The organism is Clostridioides sp. LIBA-6822 (assembly GCF_056688955.1).
In genome coordinates this window covers 4,089,434-4,106,243 of the sequence record NZ_CP196995.1, presented here as the reverse complement: position 1 = coordinate 4,106,243, position 16,810 = coordinate 4,089,434, and the positions used below count along the sequence as shown (strand labels likewise).

The window sequence follows — 16,810 nt, the reverse complement described above, 5'->3', positions numbered from 1 at the left end:
TAAATTAATTGGCAGGAGCTGGAATTAAAGCAATCAAAACACGTATGGGAACTGTTGAAAGTACAAAACAAATAACTAAAGCGATGGAACTAGTTGCATCTTCTAAGCTTAGAAAGGCAAAAGAAAAAGCTGAAGATTCAAGAGAATACTTTAATACTTTGTACGATACAGTAAAAGATATTGCCCAAACAACACGTGGAGTTAGAAATGAATTTTTAAAAGAAAGAGAAGTAAAAAATAAGTGCTATATAGTAGTGGCTGGAGACAGAGGTCTTGCAGGTGGATACAATTCCAATGTATTAAAGGAATCTGTATCTCATATGCAAGGTAAAAAGGAAACAGTTATAACTGTAGGAAAGAAAGCTCATGAATTCTTTTCCAAAAGAGATTACAATATAGCAAAAGATATAAGTAGTGTTGAAGCTTGTGGATATGAAGATGCGATAGAAATTTCACAAACTATTATTGACCTGTATAAAAAAGGTGAGGTAGATGAAGTTTATATTTCTTATACAAAGTTTAAATCAGCTTTATCACAAGAAGTTGAAATTTTAAAATTGCTTCCATTAGTTTTTGAAAAAGATACAGATGACCATGGAATTGTAATAAAAGAAGAAAATCAAAGTAAATCAAAAGTACAATATATACCATCAGCAGAGGCAGTTTTAAGTTATATTGTACCTCAATTTATATCAGGTACAGTGTATGGCGGAATTTTGGAGTCTTTTGCATCAGAGCAAGGTGCTAGAAGAACTGCGATGGAATCAGCTACAGACAATGCGAATGAAATGCTATCTAATTTAGAGTTAAGTTATAACAGAGCAAGACAGTCAGCTGTAACTCAAGAAATAACAGAGATAGTTGGTGGAGTTGAAGCTCTAAAATAGGGAGGTTAGGAAATGGCAAATGTAGGTAAAGTAGTACAGATTGTAGGAGCTGTACTAGATGTTAAGTTTGATAGTGAACAAAGCCTACCTAACTTATTAAATGCGTTAGTAATAAAGTTAGGAGATAAAGAAATAGTTGCAGAAGTTGCTCAACATATAGGTGATGATACTGTAAGATGTATATCTATGAGTGCAACAGATGGACTTGTAAGAGGTATGGAAGTTGTAGATACAGGTGGACCAATAAGCGTTCCTGTTGGAGACGAGACTTTAGGTAGAATATTTAATGTTCTTGGAAAACCAGTTGATGGAAAACCAGCTCCAAAATCTGCACCTAAATTACCTATACATAGACCAGCACCAGCATATGATGAACTAGAAACTACAGCTGAAATACTGGAAACAGGTATTAAGGTAGTTGACTTACTAGCACCATATCTAAAAGGTGGAAAAATAGGTCTATTTGGAGGAGCAGGAGTAGGAAAAACAGTTTTAATACAAGAACTTATAAACAATATTGCTAAGCAACATGGTGGTATTTCTGTATTCTCAGGAGTAGGAGAAAGAACAAGAGAAGGTAATGACCTTTATGGAGAGATGAGTGAATCTGGAGTTATAAACAAAACTGCTCTAGTATTTGGTCAGATGAACGAGCCGCCTGGAGCAAGAATGAGAGTTGCTTTAACTGGGCTTACAATGGCCGAGCATTTTAGAGATGAGCAAGGACAAGACGTTTTACTTTTCGTTGATAATATATTCCGTTTCACACAAGCTGGTTCAGAAGTTTCAGCGCTTCTAGGACGTATGCCATCAGCTGTTGGTTATCAGCCAACATTAGCTACTGAAATGGGTGCACTTCAAGAGAGAATAACATCAACTAAAAAAGGTTCAATAACATCTGTTCAAGCGGTTTATGTACCAGCAGATGACTTAACTGACCCAGCACCAGCTACAACATTCTCTCACTTAGATGCAAAAACAGTTTTATCTAGACAAATATCATCACTGGGTATATATCCAGCAGTTGACCCTCTTGAATCTACATCAAGAATTCTTGACCCTAATATAGTAGGAAAAGAACATTATGAAGTAGCCAGAGGTGTACAATCAATACTTCAAAGATATAAAGAACTTCAAGATATAATCGCTATACTTGGTATGGACGAATTATCTGATGAAGATAAGTTAATAGTTGCACGTGCTAGGAAGATACAAAGATTCTTATCTCAATCATTTACAGTTGCTGAGCAATTTACAGGAAATCCAGGTCAATATGTTCCTGTTAAAGAGACTGTAAGAGGATTTAAAGAGATTCTTGAAGGTAAACATGATGACTTACCAGAGTCAGCATTCTTGTTTGTAGGAACAATAGAAGATGCTGTTAAAAAAGCGAAGGGAAGTATGTAGTCATGGCCAGTGAATTTTCATTGAAAGTTGTAACTCCAGATAATACTTTTTATGATGGAGACGTTGAAATGGTAGTAGTTAGAACTACAAAAGGAGACAAAGGGGTATTGAAAGGTCATATACCATTTGTTTCAGGTATACCTGTAGGAATTTTAAAGATAAAAAAAGATGGAAGTTTTAAAGAGGCGAAAATAGCAGAAGGATTTGTTAATGTAGCTCAAAATAAAACAGTTATATTAACAGAATCTGCTGAGTGGATTTAATAATTTAATTTATATCCTAAAAAGTCATTTTGACCAAAAAATATTTTGGATAAAATGACTTTTTTTGTTTTTGATGTTAATAAAATAACGAAAAAAATGTAAGTTTTTAGTGATAATAAATTCACAAAAAGTTTAAATTTACTGCAAAATTATGTTGTAATTAAGAATATAAAGAAGGTTTAGCTTGATTTTATGTAAGTGAAATCATCTTCATATAATAAATATATATAAAATTTTTATAAAATTTAAAAAATTTGCTTAGTTGTGTAGTATAATAAATAATATAATAGATTTGTATATAATATTCATTACAAATAATTTTAAAAGTTACAATTTTATTATAATGATTATTAAATTAAGATAAGTAACATAAACTAAATAATAATATGTATTATCAATAGTAAATTTATAAATTCATTATTAATATTTAAAGAAGCATTATAAATTTTCTGGAGGAACAATGAATATATTTGATATTGGTGTAGACATAATTGAAATTGATAGAATAAGAAAAGCTGTAGAAAAAAACAATAGGTTTTTGGAAAAAATATTTACTGATAAAGAAATTGAGTATTTTAATTCTAAGAATTTTAAAGCAGAAAGTATAGCAGGTAATTTCGCAGCTAAGGAAGCTATAAGTAAATCTATGGGTACAGGGATTAGAGTATTTAACTTTAAAGACATAGAAGTTCTCAGAAATGAAATGGGAAAACCAATAGTAAAAACTTATAATAATCTCACAAAAATGTGCATAGATTATAATGTTTTAGAAATAAAAGTTTCAATATCACATTCAAAAGATTATGCTATAGCAAATGCGATAACCATAATTAAGGACTAAGGAGTGATTACATTATGATGGACAAAACAGCAAAAGAAATAATGACAACAGATGTAATAGTAGCAAAACAAGATGATAGTATAGCAGATGTAGCTAACATGCTAATTGCAGAAAAAATAGGAGGTCTGCCAGTTGTAGATTCAGAGAATAGAGTTGTTGGAGTAATTTCTGAAACAGACATTCTTAAAAAGGAAAAATATATAGAAGCACCTCTCTATATAAATCTATTACAAGGTTTGATTTTCTTAGATGATTTAAAAAAAGTAGAAAAAGATATAAAGCAAGTGGCTGCTTATAAAGTTGGAGAACTTATGTCTAAAGATATAATAAAAGTTCATGAAGATGATAAGTTTGATGATGTAGCTAATGTAATGATTAAAAAATCAATAAACAGGGTTCCTGTAGTAGATGATGACAATAAACTCAAAGGTATAATTTGTAGATATGATATAATAAAAGCTTTATACAATGAATAGACTAGAATAGGAGGTGTGATGTGAGAAAAAAGTGGACCATAGCATGTATTATGTTTTTGGCACTGGTTATAATTGTAATAGGATGCCAAAAGCGACAGTCCACAAAAGAAGAAGTATACAAAGATTTTCAAAAGCAGATTTCTGATATGAATTCTTACAGTTGTAAAGCTGATGTAGAAGTATTTGGAAATAAAAGCCCACACAATTATGTTTTAATTCATACTTATAAAAAAACTGATAACTATAAATTAGAAGTAATTTCCCCAAAACATTTAAAAGGGAAGAGTATAGAGTATCAAGGTGATAAAATATTAGTTAAAAATCCAAATATCAGTGATATAGTGGAATTGCCTAATACAGGAAAGAACAATCAATATCTTTTTATAGGAGACTTTATAAAAAACTATCTTCAAAACGAAGAGATGAAAATAAAGTTATCCAAAGGACATTTGGTTCTAGAAACTTTTATTCCTGGGGATAATAAATATTTTAATAAGCAAGTATTATATGTAAATGCTGACACAAAGAACCCTGAAAAAATGGAAGTATTGGATAAGGAAGGAGTGCCAAGATTTACAGTAAAATACAAAGATTTTGAATACAGAAACTAAGGGGGACTAAAGAAATGCAAAAAATAACAGTGCCTACATGGGCAGAGATAAATCTAGATAACTTAAGATTTAACTTAAATAATATTAAAAATTTATTAGAAGAAGATATTAAGGTTTGTGGAGTAATAAAAGCTGATGCATATGGACATGGTGCAGTAGAAGTTGCAAAATTACTAGAAAAAGAAAAAGTAGATTATTTAGCAGTAGCAAGAACTGCTGAAGGAATTGAACTTAGACAAAATGGCATAACACTTCCTATTTTGAACTTAGGATATACTCCAGACGAAGCTTTCGAAGATTCTATAAAAAATAAAATAACTATGACAGTTTATTCTTTAGAAACAGCACAAAAGATAAATGAAATTGCAAAATCATTAGGAGAAAAAGCCTGTGTTCACATTAAAATAGACTCAGGAATGACTAGAATAGGTTTCCAACCTAATGAGGAGTCAGTACAGGAAATAATAAAATTAAATAAATTAGAATATATAGATTTAGAAGGTATGTTTACTCATTTCGCAACAGCTGATGAGGTAAGTAAAGAGTACACTTATAAACAAGCTAATAATTACAAATTTATGTCTGATAAGTTGGATGAAGCTGGTGTAAAAATAGCTATAAAACATGTATCAAACAGTGCAGCTATTATGGATTGCCCTGATTTAAGATTAAATATGGTAAGAGCAGGAATAATATTATATGGTCATTATCCATCTGATGATGTATTTAAAGAAAGATTAGAACTAAGACCAGCCATGAAATTAAAATCAAAAATCGGACATATAAAACAAGTTGAACCAGGTGTAGGAATAAGTTATGGATTAAAGTATACAACTACAGGTAAAGAAACAATCGCTACAATTCCAATAGGATATGCAGATGGATTTACTAGAATTCAAAAAAATCCAAAGGTTCTTATTAAAGGAGAAGTGTTTGATGTAGTTGGTAGAATATGTATGGATCAAATAATGGTTAGAATTGACAAAGATATAGACATAAAAGTTGGAGATGAGGTTATACTATTTGGAGAAGGTGAAGTTACAGCTGAACGTATAGCCCAAGACTTAGGAACTATAAACTATGAAGTGTTATGTATGATATCAAGAAGAGTTGACCGTGTTTATATGGAAAATAATGAGCTTGTACAAATAAACAGTTATTTGCTAAAATAAAACCATGATATTATAATCTGGGAGGCGATTTTGTGTACGATAAAAGTAAAGAAAAAATAGAAGTTACTTTACCAGACTCTCTGGTTTCTGAAGTTGATAGTATAGTTCAGATGGAGAACAGTAACAGAGAAGATTTTGCAAAAGCTGCTTTTCAGTTCTATATAACTCAGAAAAAGAGAATTCATATTAAAGAATCTATGAAAACGGGTTATAGAGAAATGGGTCAAATTAATCTGTCATTGGCTGAATTAGGTATGACAGTTGAAGAAGTATCTTCTGATGATAAAAATGAAGGGAAGATTGCCCAAGGTGAGTACTAATTGTGAAATAAAGCGTGGTGATTTATATTACGCTGATTTAAGTCCAGTTGTTGGGTCAGAGCAGGGAGGCGTTAGACCTGTTCTGATAATACAAAATGATGTAGGTAATAAATACAGTCCTACAGTTATAGTATCAGCTATAACATCTCAGATTAATAAAGCCAAATTACCTACTCATGTAGAGATAAGTTCCAATGAATATGGGCTTAATAAAGACTCAGTAATTCTTTTAGAGCAAATTAGAACTATTGATAAAAAGAGACTGAGGGAGAAAATTGGTTGTCTAGATGAAAATATGATGATAAAAGTAGACGATGGACTTCAAATAAGTTTAGGATTGTTTACTTTTTAAAGAGGGGTTTGTCTTTTATTAGACAATCCCTTTTTTCGTTAAAAATATCTTTTAAGGTTTAATTTTAGTAGTGCGTATTAAGAAAATCAAAAATAACGCAAAAAATAGTATAAAAGTGATATAATAATATGGAATTGATATAAAATTACGAACTCAAGGGAGGTAATTGCATGAGAGACCATAAGGGATTAAATGAGATTGCGCGTATCATAAGAAGAGATATAGTTTCTATGATACATAGAGCCAAATCTGGACATCCAGGAGGGTCATTATCAGTAGTTGAAATACTTACTGCGTTATACTTTGATGAAATGAATGTGGATTCTTCAAATCCTAAAATGGAGGATAGAGATAGATTTGTATTATCAAAAGGACATGCTGCACCAGCATTATATGCTACATTGGCTGAAAAAGGCTATTTTGATAAGGAAGAACTGAATGGGCTAAGGAAAATTGGAAGAATGTTACAGGGTCATCCAGATATGAAAGGTACGCCAGGAGTAGAGATATCTACAGGTTCTTTAGGGCAAGGTTTTTCAGTTGCATGTGGCATGGCGATGGCATCCAAGCTGGATAATGCTCCATGGAACGTATATACTTTACTTGGTGATGGAGAAGTTCAAGAGGGTATTGTTTGGGAAGCTGCTATGAGTGCTGCACATTATAAGCTTGATAATTTAATTGCTTTTTTAGATAATAATGGGCTTCAAATAGACGGAGATACAGAAAGTGTAATGAATTTAGGTTCAATAGTTGATAAATTTAAAGCTTTTGGGTGGAATGTAATTGAAATAGATGGACATGATTTTGACCAAATATTTGCTGCTCTCGATATAGCTAAATCAACAGTTAAAAAACCTACAATGATAATTGCAAAAACTATAAAAGGCAAAGGAATATCTTTTATGGAAAATCAAGCAGGATGGCACGGAACAGCTCCAAGTGATGAAGAGTTAGAAAAAGCCTTGCTTGAACTAGGAGGTGCTGACAATGAGTAAAATGGCGACGAGAGAGGCATATGGTAAAGCATTAGTAAAACTAGGTCAAATAAATGACAATGTTGTGGTATTAGATGCAGATTTATCTAAATCTACAAAAACGCATGATTTCTATAAATCATTTCCAGATAGATTTTTTAATATGGGTATAGCAGAACAAAACTTAATAGGTGCTGCTTGTGGGCTATCAACTGCTGGCAAAATACCTTTTGCAAGTACTTTTGCTATGTTTGCTACAGGAAGAGCTTTTGAGATTATAAGAAATTCAGTTTGCTATCCAAAACTAAATGTAAAAATCTGTGCTACTCATGCAGGTCTTACTGTTGGCGAAGATGGAGCATCTCATGAAAGTGTAGAGGATATTGCTATAATGAGAGCTATACCAAATATGACGGTTCTTGTTCCAGCTGATGGTGTTGAAACAGAAAAAATGATTTTTGAAGTATCTAAGTATAATGGACCTGTTTATGTCAGACTAGGAAGAAGCTCAGTGCCAGTTTTATTTGATGAAAGCTATAAGTTTGAAATAGGAAAAGGTACAGTTTTAAGAGATGGGACTGATGTATCAATTATAGCTTGTGGAATTATGGTGAATGAGGCTCTATTAGCACAAGAAAAGTTGCAAGAAGAAGGTATAAGTGCTAGAGTCATAAACATGTCTACAATAAAACCTATAGATAAGGATTTAATATTAAAAACAGCAAAAGAAACAAATGCTATAGTGACTGTAGAAGAGCATAGTATAATTGGAGGACTAGGTTCTGCTGTAAGTGAAGTAGTTGGAGAGTCTTATCCAACTATAGTAAAAAAAGTTGGAATTAAAGATTCATTTGGAGAATCTGGTGCCCCAAATGAATTGTTAAAAAAATACGAATTAACTTGTGATGATATAATAAAAGTTGCCAAAGAGGCTATTCTTGCAAAAAGAATTTAAGGCATATAAATTATTCATGTTTGTTAATAATATAATATATTTGAAGGAGAGATATAAAGGTCTATATTAATTTATATCTCTCTTTTTTATACATGATATCAATCTATCAAAAATGTAATGAAATATTCAAATTTTTACAAAAATAGAGAAAATATTCAAATATATATTGACTATTCAGAAAAATATGACTAATATATAGTTTATAGGGAAATTAATTTTATATATAAAGACTACTTAGACAAAAAAGAATCTAGTAAATTTTATAAAAGGAGGTATACTGTATAAAAAACATATTATAAGTTTTAAGTTATTATACTAAAAAGGCTCTAAAACAGTTATCATGTATTTTATGTTAAAGGAAATTATAGGTAGTTTATCGAATTGTTTAAGCAGATGAAAAATTTCACGTGGGGAGGTAACTGAGATATGTCAGAAAAGGTAAACGTTAAAACAGTCATAAGTTTCGCAGGAGCTTATGTAGCAACAGTAATTGGTTCTGGATTTGCAACAGGACAGGAAATAATGCAATTTTTCTCTTTTTATGGTTTTGCAGGTATTGTTGGTGGAGTAATTTCAATGGTATTATTCTCATGGATGGGTGCTTCAGTTATGTCAAAAGGTAAAGAACTTCAACTTAAAGAACCTATCAAAATTTATCGTGTTTATTGTGGTAAGTATTTAGGAATATTCTTTGAGTGGTTTGGACCATTATTCTTATTTGGTGTTTTCGTAGTAATGATTTCAGGAGCAGGAGCAACTTTAACTGAATATTATGGATTAAATCCATTTGTAGGTAGAGTTGGTATGGCAGTAGTAGCATTATTAACTGTTTCACTAGGTCTTGATAAATTATCAAAGATACTAGGTGGAATAGGACCTATAATAATAATCTTTACACTTTTAGTTGGTGGTATAAGTTTAGCTAGTAATATAGGTAATATAGGAGAGGCTACACAAGTTCTTAGTACTGTAGATGTAGCTAGACCAGTACCAAACGCATATTTATCTGGTGTAATATATACTACTTATAATACAATCGTTGTCATGGCGTTCTTGACAGGATTAGGAGCAGGTGCTGCTAATAAAAAAGAAGCCATTTGTGGTGGTATATTAGGTGGAGTAGCACTTATGGCAGCAGCTATAATGATGCACTTAGCTATTCTTTCTGATATAGGAAACTTATACTCAAAAGCAATACCATCATTATTCTTAGCAGATAAGATTTCACCAATAGTTGGAGTTTTATTCTCAATAATTCTTATATTAGGTATATATACAACAGCTGTACCTTTATTATGGTCAGTAACTAATAGATTTGTTGATGATAATCATCCTAAGTTTAAAATAATAACTTTAATAACAGCTATATTAGGTCTTATAGGTGGATTCCTACCATTTGATAAGCTGGTTGGTATTTTATATCCATACACTGGATATATGGGCGTCATAATACTGGTTTGTGTTCTTTATAGACAGATTACAAAAACGTCTGGATACCAAGAGGGAGTTAGTGACAAATAAATATTTTAAGATTGTAATTTAAGAGCTATATGAAAACAATTAAATTGTTTTCATATAGCTCTTTTTATTTTACAGTTAACTTATAACAAAATGTCGAAAACATGTTTTTTAATTATATTACATATATTTAAAATTATGGATAAATATATTCTAAGCGATAATTTAGAGTCTAAGATAAAGTTATAAATCATATATTTAGAATAGATGGGAGGAGTGATAAGATTGAATGTAAAGTTTAATATTAAAGGTATAATTTATGGAGTCATAGCTCTTATATTTGTTATAGGGGGATTTATATTCATACCAAGTATGTTTGTAGAAAAATCAAAGCCTATAGATTATACAATATTACAAAGAAATTCAATACCAGAAAAGATACTTGATGTCATGGATAAGTATACAAACGAAGAAAGAGCATTGGCAGCCAAAATTGATAACAAAATATATATCATAGTGACTAGAGGAAATAATAAATATGGTATAGAAATGGACAAAATAGAAAGTGTGAGTGAAGAAGGAAAGGATGTTTTGAGAGTCAAGGTAAAGTATAAAGATAAGGAGAATTCTTTTCCATACATAGTGGTTGAAACAAACATGAGTGAGCTTCCAGATAGAATAGAATTAAATTCAACTAAATAAAAATATGTTTTATAACTAAACAACTAAAGATTTATACAATAAAGTCATGGTTTTTATTATTGTAGGTAAATTATATATATTTTATTATTTTAAAAGCCATGACTTAAAATGCTCATTATATAATGCTAAAACTATTTGGTGTTAAAATTATTTGGAGTGATAATTCTAGTTTCAGTAACTATATAATTTAATTGTGCATCATGAGTTTCTTTTGGGATAGAATTGAATATCTGGAAATCAAATGCTATTCCAATAGTTATGGCATCTTTTCTTAAATTTTCTAAAAACCTATCATAAAATCCTCCACCATACCCTAGTCTGTAGCAATCTATATCATATGCTACAGCTGGTACAATTACAACATCTAAAGCTTTAATATCAATTGTAGGTGATGTTTCCTTAGGTTCTCTTATTCCATATGTTCCAATTCTCAATCCATCTTTCAAATCTGTTATTTGAGTAGGGATTAATGTACGATTTTCTTTTATTGTTACAGGGCTTGAGACTATTTTCTTTAAGGATAAAAGTTTTTGGATTAAGTTATCTGTTTGAACTTCATTATTAAAGTCTAGATAAAGCATTATATTAGTTGCATTTCTTATATCTTTCATTTGAAGTAATTTTTCTGTTATTAAATTTGAATTATTAAGTACGAAATCTGCACTCTTATTTTTTCTAGATTCAATAACTTTTTTCCTAAATTCTTTTTTCATAAAATATTCCTCCCTTAATATGTTATAATGTGTACAGCAATTGTATTTAATATAAATTTTAGTATAGTTTGTTACAATAAAGCAATATATTTGGGTAAATGTAATAAAAATAACAGCTAGTCATATAATAATAATAGTTTATGTAAAAGGAGATGTATCTTGTGATTTCAAAGAAGAAAGCTATTTTTTTAGGGGTGATTTTAGTAATTATAACAGCGATGACTACATCAGCATTTCAGTTAACATTGGGGAATAAGGTTGTAATATCGAAAGAACTCTATGAAGACTATAAAAAATATGATAAGTTGTTAGGATTAGAATCTATTATAAAACAAGATTTTTATAAAAAAGTATCTGATGCTGACTTGGTAGATGGAGCATCAAAAGGCTTGTTCTTAGGTACGAATGATAAGTATTCTGGTTATTACACTAAAGATGAAATGGAAGATTTAATAAACGATAGTGAAGGCTCTTATGTTGGTGTAGGCATGTATATAGGTGCATCAAAAGATGGAGGGCTAGTGGTAGTTCCTATGAAAGATTCTCCAGCAGAAAAAGCAGGTGTAAAAGCAGGGGATAAACTAGTAAAAGTAAATGGAAAGTCTGTATCATATAAAAATTCAGATGAAGCTGTGCGTATGATGAAAGGTAAAAAAGGAAAAACAGTTGAGTTAGCAATATTAAGAGAAGACAAACAACTAAGCTTTAAGGTAAAGACAGAACAGATAGTTGAGAAAAGTATAGAAAGTAAAGTAATTGATAATAATTTAGGTTATATAGAAATCACTCAATTTATATCAAGTACATATACTGACTTTGACAAAGCCTTAAAAGAATTAAAGGCAAAAAATATTAAGGGATTAGTAATAGACCTTAGAAATAATCCTGGTGGAATGCTGGATATATGTAAAGAAGTTGCTGATGAGTTAATTGGTGAAGGGACTATAGTATATACAAAAGACAACAAAGGAAACACTGAGTACTTGAAATCTGATAAAGAAAAATTGGGACTTCCAATAGTAGTCTTGACTAATGGAGAAAGTGCCTCTGCTGCTGAAATACTAACAGCTGCAATCGTTGATAATAAAGAAGGTATTTCTGTAGGTACTACAACTTTTGGTAAAGGATTGGTACAATCAGTTGTAAGATTAAAAGATGGAACAGGATACAAGCTAACTACTGCTCAGTATTTTACACCTAATGGAGATTATATCAATGAAAAAGGAATAAAACCTACCATTGAAGAAAAAGATGAAAATAAACAGTTGGATGTGGCAACTAAGTGGCTTAGAGAACAGATTGATAAATAGGATTTAATTCTTATAAACTTATAGTATAAGATGAAGAGTATTATAAAAGAGTGGATAATTTTTAATTATCCACTCTATGTTTTTTATGTAGAATCTATTTATCAGTCTTATACTTACATATACCATTTATATAAGTTTCATGTATATTAAAGTTATCATCTATCACTATAAAATCTGCACTCATACCTTGGCACATAGAGCCACAGACATTATCAATATTGCAACTTAAAGCAGGTATATATGTAGCCATTTTTATTGCATCTTCTAAAGTTGATATATCCCAATTAACTATATTTCTTACAGCATTATCCATTGTCAATACACTCCCAGCTAAACTTCCACTGCTTAATCTTGCAACACCATTTTTTACATTGACATTAAACCTACCAAGAGTATATTCTCCATCATCCATAGCACCAGCTCTCATACAGTCTGTAATCAAAGCAATATTGTTTCTAGACTTAATATCCATTATTATTTTAGCAGCTATAGGATTTACATGATGACCATCACAGATTAATTCAGCATAAGTACCTTTTAATGCCATGGCAGCTCCAACCATTCCAGGTTCTCTATGATTTAAAGGGCTCATTCCATTATATGTATGTACAAACACTTTAGCACCTGAATTAACAACTTGTTCAACTTGCTCAAATGTAGCTGAGCTGTGGCCAAGTGCTACGGATATATTATTTTTAGTAGCGTATTTTGTGAATTCTATTGAACCATTACGTTCTGGGGCAATTGCTATTTTTCTTATTAAATTTTTTGATTTTTTTTGCCATAACTTTAAAGTATCAATGCTGGGGTCTCTAAAATATTTTTCGTTTTGAGCACCTTTGTATTTTTCTGTAAAAAAGGGACCTTCTAAATAAATACCTTGTATTTTTGCACCTTCAACTTTATCATAATTATTACTTATATTTTCAATACAGTCATTTAGGTTATCTATAGAATCAGTTAAAGTAGTGGGTAGGAAAGATGTTACTCCATATTTTAATAGACCTTTTGAAATTGTGTTTATTGCTTCAAATGTATTATCCATAATGTCTACACCCAAAAGTCCATGGATATGAGTATCAACTAAACCAGGAGCAATATATTTACCTGAAAAATCTATAACACTATCGGCAATATCTGGTTTTTCTTGTTGAAATTCACCAAATTTGCCATCAATTATTCTAAGGTAACCTTTTTCTTTGATGCCATACTTCATAAAAAATTTATCTGCATAAATAAAATTTTTCAAAACTACCTCCTTATAATTTGTACTATCATTTGTAGTTTTGACGTTTATAAAACATTAAGTTTTCTGGAAATCTATTTAAAATTTATTATCTTACATGCCTTATCTTATATACAAATTTATCACTTCTAGCAACACTCAAGGTAAATTCAATAACTATATTGTCATCATTATATGTGGTACGAAGTAATTTTAGACAAGGTGAATCACCTGGGACTTCTAATAACTTTGATTCCTTATCAGATATTATTCCTGCAGAAAATTCCTCATCAGCCACTTTAATAATCTCTCCATAATCTTCTCTAAATATCTCATATAGAGGTTTTTGTTCTATTTTTTCTTGTGTCAATCCTGTAAATTCTTTCATAGGAAGATATGTTCTTTCAAGCATCATAGGGAGATTATCAGCAAGTCTTAGACGCATTATTTTTATTATTTTTTCACCAGGAGTTATACCTAATTTCTCAGAAAAATATTTTGTACTTTCCACTACCTCAAATGATAATACTTTTGTGCTTGGTTTTTTTCCTTGTGTTCTCATGTAATCTGTAAAGCTATAACTATCCATTAAGTTTTGGGAATTTTGACTAAGTGCAGCAACAAAAGTTCCTTTTCCATGTCTTTTGTATATATATCCCATATGTTCTAATTCAGCCATAGCTAGTCTAACTGTAGTTCTACTTACTCCGTATTCATCACAAATTTTTCTTTCGGAAAGCATTCTATCATTTGGTTCCATCTCGTTTTCAATTTTAGTCCTTAGTATCTCAACAAGTTGGTCATATATTGGTCTTTTATCATTTCTTTTTATCATAAAAATTTATAGTCCTTTCTAAGTGGTTATAACCACAATTTGATTATAAAATATACAATTATTTCTGTCAATGAGTAAAGCTTAATTAAATAAGTAAGACTATTAATTTATTTCAAAATTATGATGCATTGACAAAACGAGTGAAATAATTTATATTCAAATTGGTAATAACCACTTGAGGTGTATTATAGACGAGGATTTTATATTTTTACATATTAATTTATTATTTAGAAAAGTAAAAGGTTAATAATGAGGAGAATCTAGTATGATTACAATAGTAACATTCAACCCATCTATAGATAGAATGTATAGAGTAAATAGTATAAATATAGGTGAGGTGCAAAGGGTAGTAAGTACAAATGCAACTGCTGGAGGTAAAGGATTAAATGTAGCTAAAGTATGTAAAGTTTTAAAAGAAAAACCTTTGGCTATGGGATTTTTGGGGGGATTCAATGGAAAATTCATACAAAATGAACTTAAAAAATTAGATATACAAAATAAATTTACAAATATAAAGCAGGAAACTAGAAATTGTCTAAATATAATTGAAGACAATAAAATAAGTACAGAATTTTTAGAAAAGGGACCAAGGGTGGAAAAAAGTGATTTAGAGAGATTTGAAAATGACATAGATGAAGTAATAAAAAGTACTAAAATACTAGTGGCATCTGGTAGTTATTGTGAAAATATGCCAATAGACTATTATGAAAAGTTAGGTAATTTATGTAGAGAAAATAATATAAAATTTATATTAGATACATCAGGAGATGCTTTAAAAGTAGCTTTAAAGTCGCAACCATATTTAATAAAGCCAAATATAGATGAAATAAGAAATTTATTAGGAATTAATATAGAGTCAAGAGAGGAAGTTATCTTATCAGGAAAAAAACTTCTTGAAATGGGGGCAGAAAATGTATGTATATCTCTAGGAAAAGATGGAATGGTTTATTTAAGTAGAGATAGTGTATATGATGTTAAAGTACCATCTGTAAAATGTGTAAATACTGTAGGTAGTGGAGATAGCACGATAGCTGGATTTAGTGTAGGTATTTTAAGAGGGTACGAAATAGAAGATTTACTTAAGTTTGCAAATGCTTGTGGTATAAGTAATGCTCTAAATATGGAAACTGGATTTGTATGTTTAGAAGAAGTTGAGAAGTATCAAAATTTAGTTGAAGTAACAAAGTTAAGTTGAATAGAGCTAATGTGAATATAATGGGTTTAGTATGTATGTAATAGAATTTTATGTATAAAAACATAGTCTTATATAAAAATAAGTTAGAGACATTTGTCTCTAACTATTTTTATAATAAATATCTATTTTACTGAACCTATAATTTTCTCTAGTAATCTTTGAGCTTTAATGCACTCTTCTCCACTAATTGCTGGCTTTATATTATTTTCTAAGCAATCAATGAAATGATTTGTTATATCCTCAAAACCCTTTTGTTTTAATATATTTACCCATGCACCACTCTGTTTTGAAGTTAGATTTCCATTTTCCTCTATTTCCAGTACATTAAGATTCTTAACTCTTTGAATCTTACCTTTTGAAAGAATTTCAACTTGTTCTAATTTTGTTCCAGAATCTCTATGCATAGAGGTATTTATAGAAAAATATTTACCTTTAAGTTTATGACTTACAAATATTAGATTTTTATTGTCTGTTAAAAATAAATCCTCTCCAGTAATTTCGACATCGCCATTGGATAACCATAAAGCAGTGTCAATAACATGTATATAGTCATCTATAAGTGTACTGTCAAATCTAACATTTTTTAAGGAATTTAATCCATGTTTACATATGTTGATAGATACAATTTCTGTGGCATTATTTTTAATTTCTTTATACATAGGACAGAATCTGCGGTTGAATCCAACCATTAAATTTAAGTTTCTTTTCAGACTTAACTCAATAAGCTCTTCTCCTTGCTCGACTGTTGAGGCAAGGGGCTTGTCTACATATATATGAGTATCTAAATTTAATAATTTCTTTATAATATCGTAATGTGTTTCTGTAGAGCTATGTAGAAAAATACAATCACATTTTTTAGCTAAAGATTCAATAGAATCAAATGGTGTGAGTCTATAATCACTACAGATTTTTTCTCTCTTGGTTTTATTTGGAGTAAAAGCTCCTACAAACTCAAATCGCTCGGATTTTGCTAATACAGGTAAATATGCCTTTTGAGCTATAGAGCCAAGACCTATCATACCTACTTTTATATTTTTCATAATAGTTTCTCCTAGTGTTTTTTATATTTATAGAAATGATTATAATTCAGACACATAAATTTGTAAACTTT

General features: G+C 30.1%; 19 protein-coding genes. 15 read left to right on the top strand and 4 right to left on the bottom strand.

The features are described from left to right. The first annotated feature begins 8 nt into the window (after positions 1–8). From atpG to ACTG48_RS19415, 13 genes are all read left to right on the top strand, one after another. Positions 9–887, top strand: a complete 879-nt coding sequence (gene atpG / locus ACTG48_RS19475; RefSeq protein WP_021386389.1) for an ATP synthase F1 subunit gamma — start codon at positions 9–11, stop codon at positions 885–887. Between the two features lie 12 nt (positions 888–899). Continuing rightward, complete coding sequence (atpD, locus tag ACTG48_RS19470) at positions 900–2,294, top strand: F0F1 ATP synthase subunit beta (RefSeq protein WP_021386424.1); 1,395 nt, start codon at positions 900–902, stop codon at positions 2,292–2,294. A gap of 2 nt (positions 2,295–2,296) precedes the next feature. Further along, positions 2,297–2,557: an ATP synthase F1 subunit epsilon gene (gene atpC, locus ACTG48_RS19465; RefSeq protein WP_021386388.1), complete on the top strand. Its 261-nt coding sequence runs from the start codon at positions 2,297–2,299 to the stop codon at positions 2,555–2,557. 460 nt (positions 2,558–3,017) lie between these two features. Then, on the top strand, positions 3,018–3,398 hold the full coding sequence (gene acpS, locus ACTG48_RS19460; protein WP_021386379.1) for a holo-ACP synthase: 381 nt from the start codon (positions 3,018–3,020) through the stop codon (positions 3,396–3,398). A gap of 14 nt (positions 3,399–3,412) precedes the next feature. Then, positions 3,413–3,874 (top strand): CBS domain-containing protein, encoded by a 462-nt coding sequence (locus ACTG48_RS19455; RefSeq protein WP_021386374.1) that lies wholly within the window; start codon positions 3,413–3,415, stop codon positions 3,872–3,874. A gap of 20 nt (positions 3,875–3,894) precedes the next feature. Further along, a complete protein-coding gene (gene gerS, locus ACTG48_RS19450) occupies positions 3,895–4,485 on the top strand; it encodes a germination lipoprotein GerS (protein WP_021386375.1) in 591 nt (196 codons plus the stop codon). A gap of 14 nt (positions 4,486–4,499) precedes the next feature. Next, the gene (gene alr / locus ACTG48_RS19445) at positions 4,500–5,657 is read left to right on the top strand and encodes an alanine racemase (RefSeq protein ID WP_479917757.1); all 1,158 of its coding nucleotides are present in this window, start codon (positions 4,500–4,502) and stop codon (positions 5,655–5,657) included. A gap of 32 nt (positions 5,658–5,689) precedes the next feature. Next, on the top strand, positions 5,690–5,977 hold the full coding sequence (locus ACTG48_RS19440) for a ribbon-helix-helix protein, CopG family (RefSeq protein ID WP_021386373.1): 288 nt from the start codon (positions 5,690–5,692) through the stop codon (positions 5,975–5,977). Then, positions 5,946–6,329 carry a type II toxin-antitoxin system PemK/MazF family toxin gene (locus ACTG48_RS19435; RefSeq protein ID WP_003421356.1) on the top strand — a complete coding sequence of 128 codons (384 nt, stop codon included), beginning with the start codon at positions 5,946–5,948 and terminating at the stop codon, positions 6,327–6,329. Before ACTG48_RS19440 ends, ACTG48_RS19435 begins: the two co-directional genes overlap by 32 nt. 170 nt (positions 6,330–6,499) lie before the next feature. Further along, the gene (locus ACTG48_RS19430; RefSeq protein ID WP_479917756.1) at positions 6,500–7,327 is read left to right on the top strand and encodes a transketolase; all 828 of its coding nucleotides are present in this window, start codon (positions 6,500–6,502) and stop codon (positions 7,325–7,327) included. After that, the gene (locus ACTG48_RS19425; RefSeq protein WP_479917755.1) at positions 7,320–8,261 is read left to right on the top strand and encodes a transketolase family protein; all 942 of its coding nucleotides are present in this window, start codon (positions 7,320–7,322) and stop codon (positions 8,259–8,261) included. The genes ACTG48_RS19430 and ACTG48_RS19425 overlap by 8 nt, the downstream gene beginning before the upstream one ends. A 426-nt stretch (positions 8,262–8,687) precedes the next feature. Further along, entirely contained in the window at positions 8,688–9,782 is a 1,095-nt protein-coding gene (locus ACTG48_RS19420) for a YkvI family membrane protein (RefSeq protein ID WP_479917754.1), read from the top strand. A 222-nt stretch (positions 9,783–10,004) separates the two neighbouring features. Further along, positions 10,005–10,421 carry a hypothetical protein gene (locus ACTG48_RS19415; protein ID WP_021386383.1) on the top strand — a complete coding sequence of 139 codons (417 nt, stop codon included), beginning with the start codon at positions 10,005–10,007 and terminating at the stop codon, positions 10,419–10,421. A gap of 131 nt (positions 10,422–10,552) precedes the next feature. On the opposite strand, the gene ACTG48_RS19410 is transcribed toward ACTG48_RS19415, so the two are convergent. After that, positions 10,553–11,134, bottom strand: a complete 582-nt coding sequence (locus ACTG48_RS19410; protein ID WP_479917753.1) for a 5-formyltetrahydrofolate cyclo-ligase — start codon at positions 11,132–11,134, stop codon at positions 10,553–10,555. 152 nt (positions 11,135–11,286) lie between these two features. Between ACTG48_RS19410 and ACTG48_RS19405 the strand changes: the two genes are divergently transcribed. After that, a complete protein-coding gene (locus ACTG48_RS19405) occupies positions 11,287–12,444 on the top strand; it encodes a S41 family peptidase (protein ID WP_479917752.1) in 1,158 nt (385 codons plus the stop codon). Between the two features lie 94 nt (positions 12,445–12,538). Here ACTG48_RS19405 and nagA read toward each other — a convergent pair whose 3' ends face one another. Next, positions 12,539–13,693: an N-acetylglucosamine-6-phosphate deacetylase gene (gene nagA, locus ACTG48_RS19400; protein WP_479917751.1), complete on the bottom strand. Its 1,155-nt coding sequence runs from the start codon at positions 13,691–13,693 to the stop codon at positions 12,539–12,541. An 85-nt stretch (positions 13,694–13,778) separates the two neighbouring features. Further along, complete coding sequence (locus tag ACTG48_RS19395) at positions 13,779–14,504, bottom strand: GntR family transcriptional regulator (RefSeq protein WP_021386377.1); 726 nt, start codon at positions 14,502–14,504, stop codon at positions 13,779–13,781. Positions 14,505–14,769: 265 nt separating this feature from the next. Here ACTG48_RS19395 and pfkB point away from each other — a divergent pair, with 265 nt between their 5' ends. After that, complete coding sequence (pfkB, locus tag ACTG48_RS19390) at positions 14,770–15,699, top strand: 1-phosphofructokinase (RefSeq protein WP_479917750.1); 930 nt, start codon at positions 14,770–14,772, stop codon at positions 15,697–15,699. A 122-nt stretch (positions 15,700–15,821) separates the two neighbouring features. Here the strand turns inward: pfkB and ACTG48_RS19385 are convergent, their stop codons facing one another. After that, complete coding sequence (locus ACTG48_RS19385) at positions 15,822–16,739, bottom strand: Gfo/Idh/MocA family protein (RefSeq protein WP_479917749.1); 918 nt, start codon at positions 16,737–16,739, stop codon at positions 15,822–15,824. Positions 16,740–16,810: the final 71 nt, after the last annotated feature.

What these genes read in the sequence shown, in the direction of transcription:
- atpD (WP_021386424.1), top strand. Translation starts at nt 900, where the DNA reads ATGGCAAATGTAGGTAAAGTAGTACAGATTGTAGGAGCTGTACTAGAT.
- atpC (WP_021386388.1), top strand. Translation starts at nt 2,297, where the DNA reads ATGGCCAGTGAATTTTCATTGAAAGTTGTAACTCCAGATAATACTTTT.
- acpS (WP_021386379.1), top strand. Translation starts at nt 3,018, where the DNA reads ATGAATATATTTGATATTGGTGTAGACATAATTGAAATTGATAGAATA.
- ACTG48_RS19455 (WP_021386374.1), top strand. Translation starts at nt 3,413, where the DNA reads ATGATGGACAAAACAGCAAAAGAAATAATGACAACAGATGTAATAGTA.
- alr (WP_479917757.1), top strand. Translation starts at nt 4,500, where the DNA reads ATGCAAAAAATAACAGTGCCTACATGGGCAGAGATAAATCTAGATAAC.
- ACTG48_RS19435 (WP_003421356.1), top strand. Translation starts at nt 5,946, where the DNA reads ATGAAGGGAAGATTGCCCAAGGTGAGTACTAATTGTGAAATAAAGCGT.
- ACTG48_RS19430 (WP_479917756.1), top strand. Translation starts at nt 6,500, where the DNA reads ATGAGAGACCATAAGGGATTAAATGAGATTGCGCGTATCATAAGAAGA.
- ACTG48_RS19425 (WP_479917755.1), top strand. Translation starts at nt 7,320, where the DNA reads ATGAGTAAAATGGCGACGAGAGAGGCATATGGTAAAGCATTAGTAAAA.
- ACTG48_RS19420 (WP_479917754.1), top strand. Translation starts at nt 8,688, where the DNA reads ATGTCAGAAAAGGTAAACGTTAAAACAGTCATAAGTTTCGCAGGAGCT.
- ACTG48_RS19410 (WP_479917753.1), bottom strand. Translation starts at nt 11,134, where the DNA reads ATGAAAAAAGAATTTAGGAAAAAAGTTATTGAATCTAGAAAAAATAAG.
- ACTG48_RS19405 (WP_479917752.1), top strand. Translation starts at nt 11,287, where the DNA reads ATGTATCTTGTGATTTCAAAGAAGAAAGCTATTTTTTTAGGGGTGATT.
- ACTG48_RS19395 (WP_021386377.1), bottom strand. Translation starts at nt 14,504, where the DNA reads ATGATAAAAAGAAATGATAAAAGACCAATATATGACCAACTTGTTGAG.
- pfkB (WP_479917750.1), top strand. Translation starts at nt 14,770, where the DNA reads ATGATTACAATAGTAACATTCAACCCATCTATAGATAGAATGTATAGA.
- ACTG48_RS19385 (WP_479917749.1), bottom strand. Translation starts at nt 16,739, where the DNA reads ATGAAAAATATAAAAGTAGGTATGATAGGTCTTGGCTCTATAGCTCAA.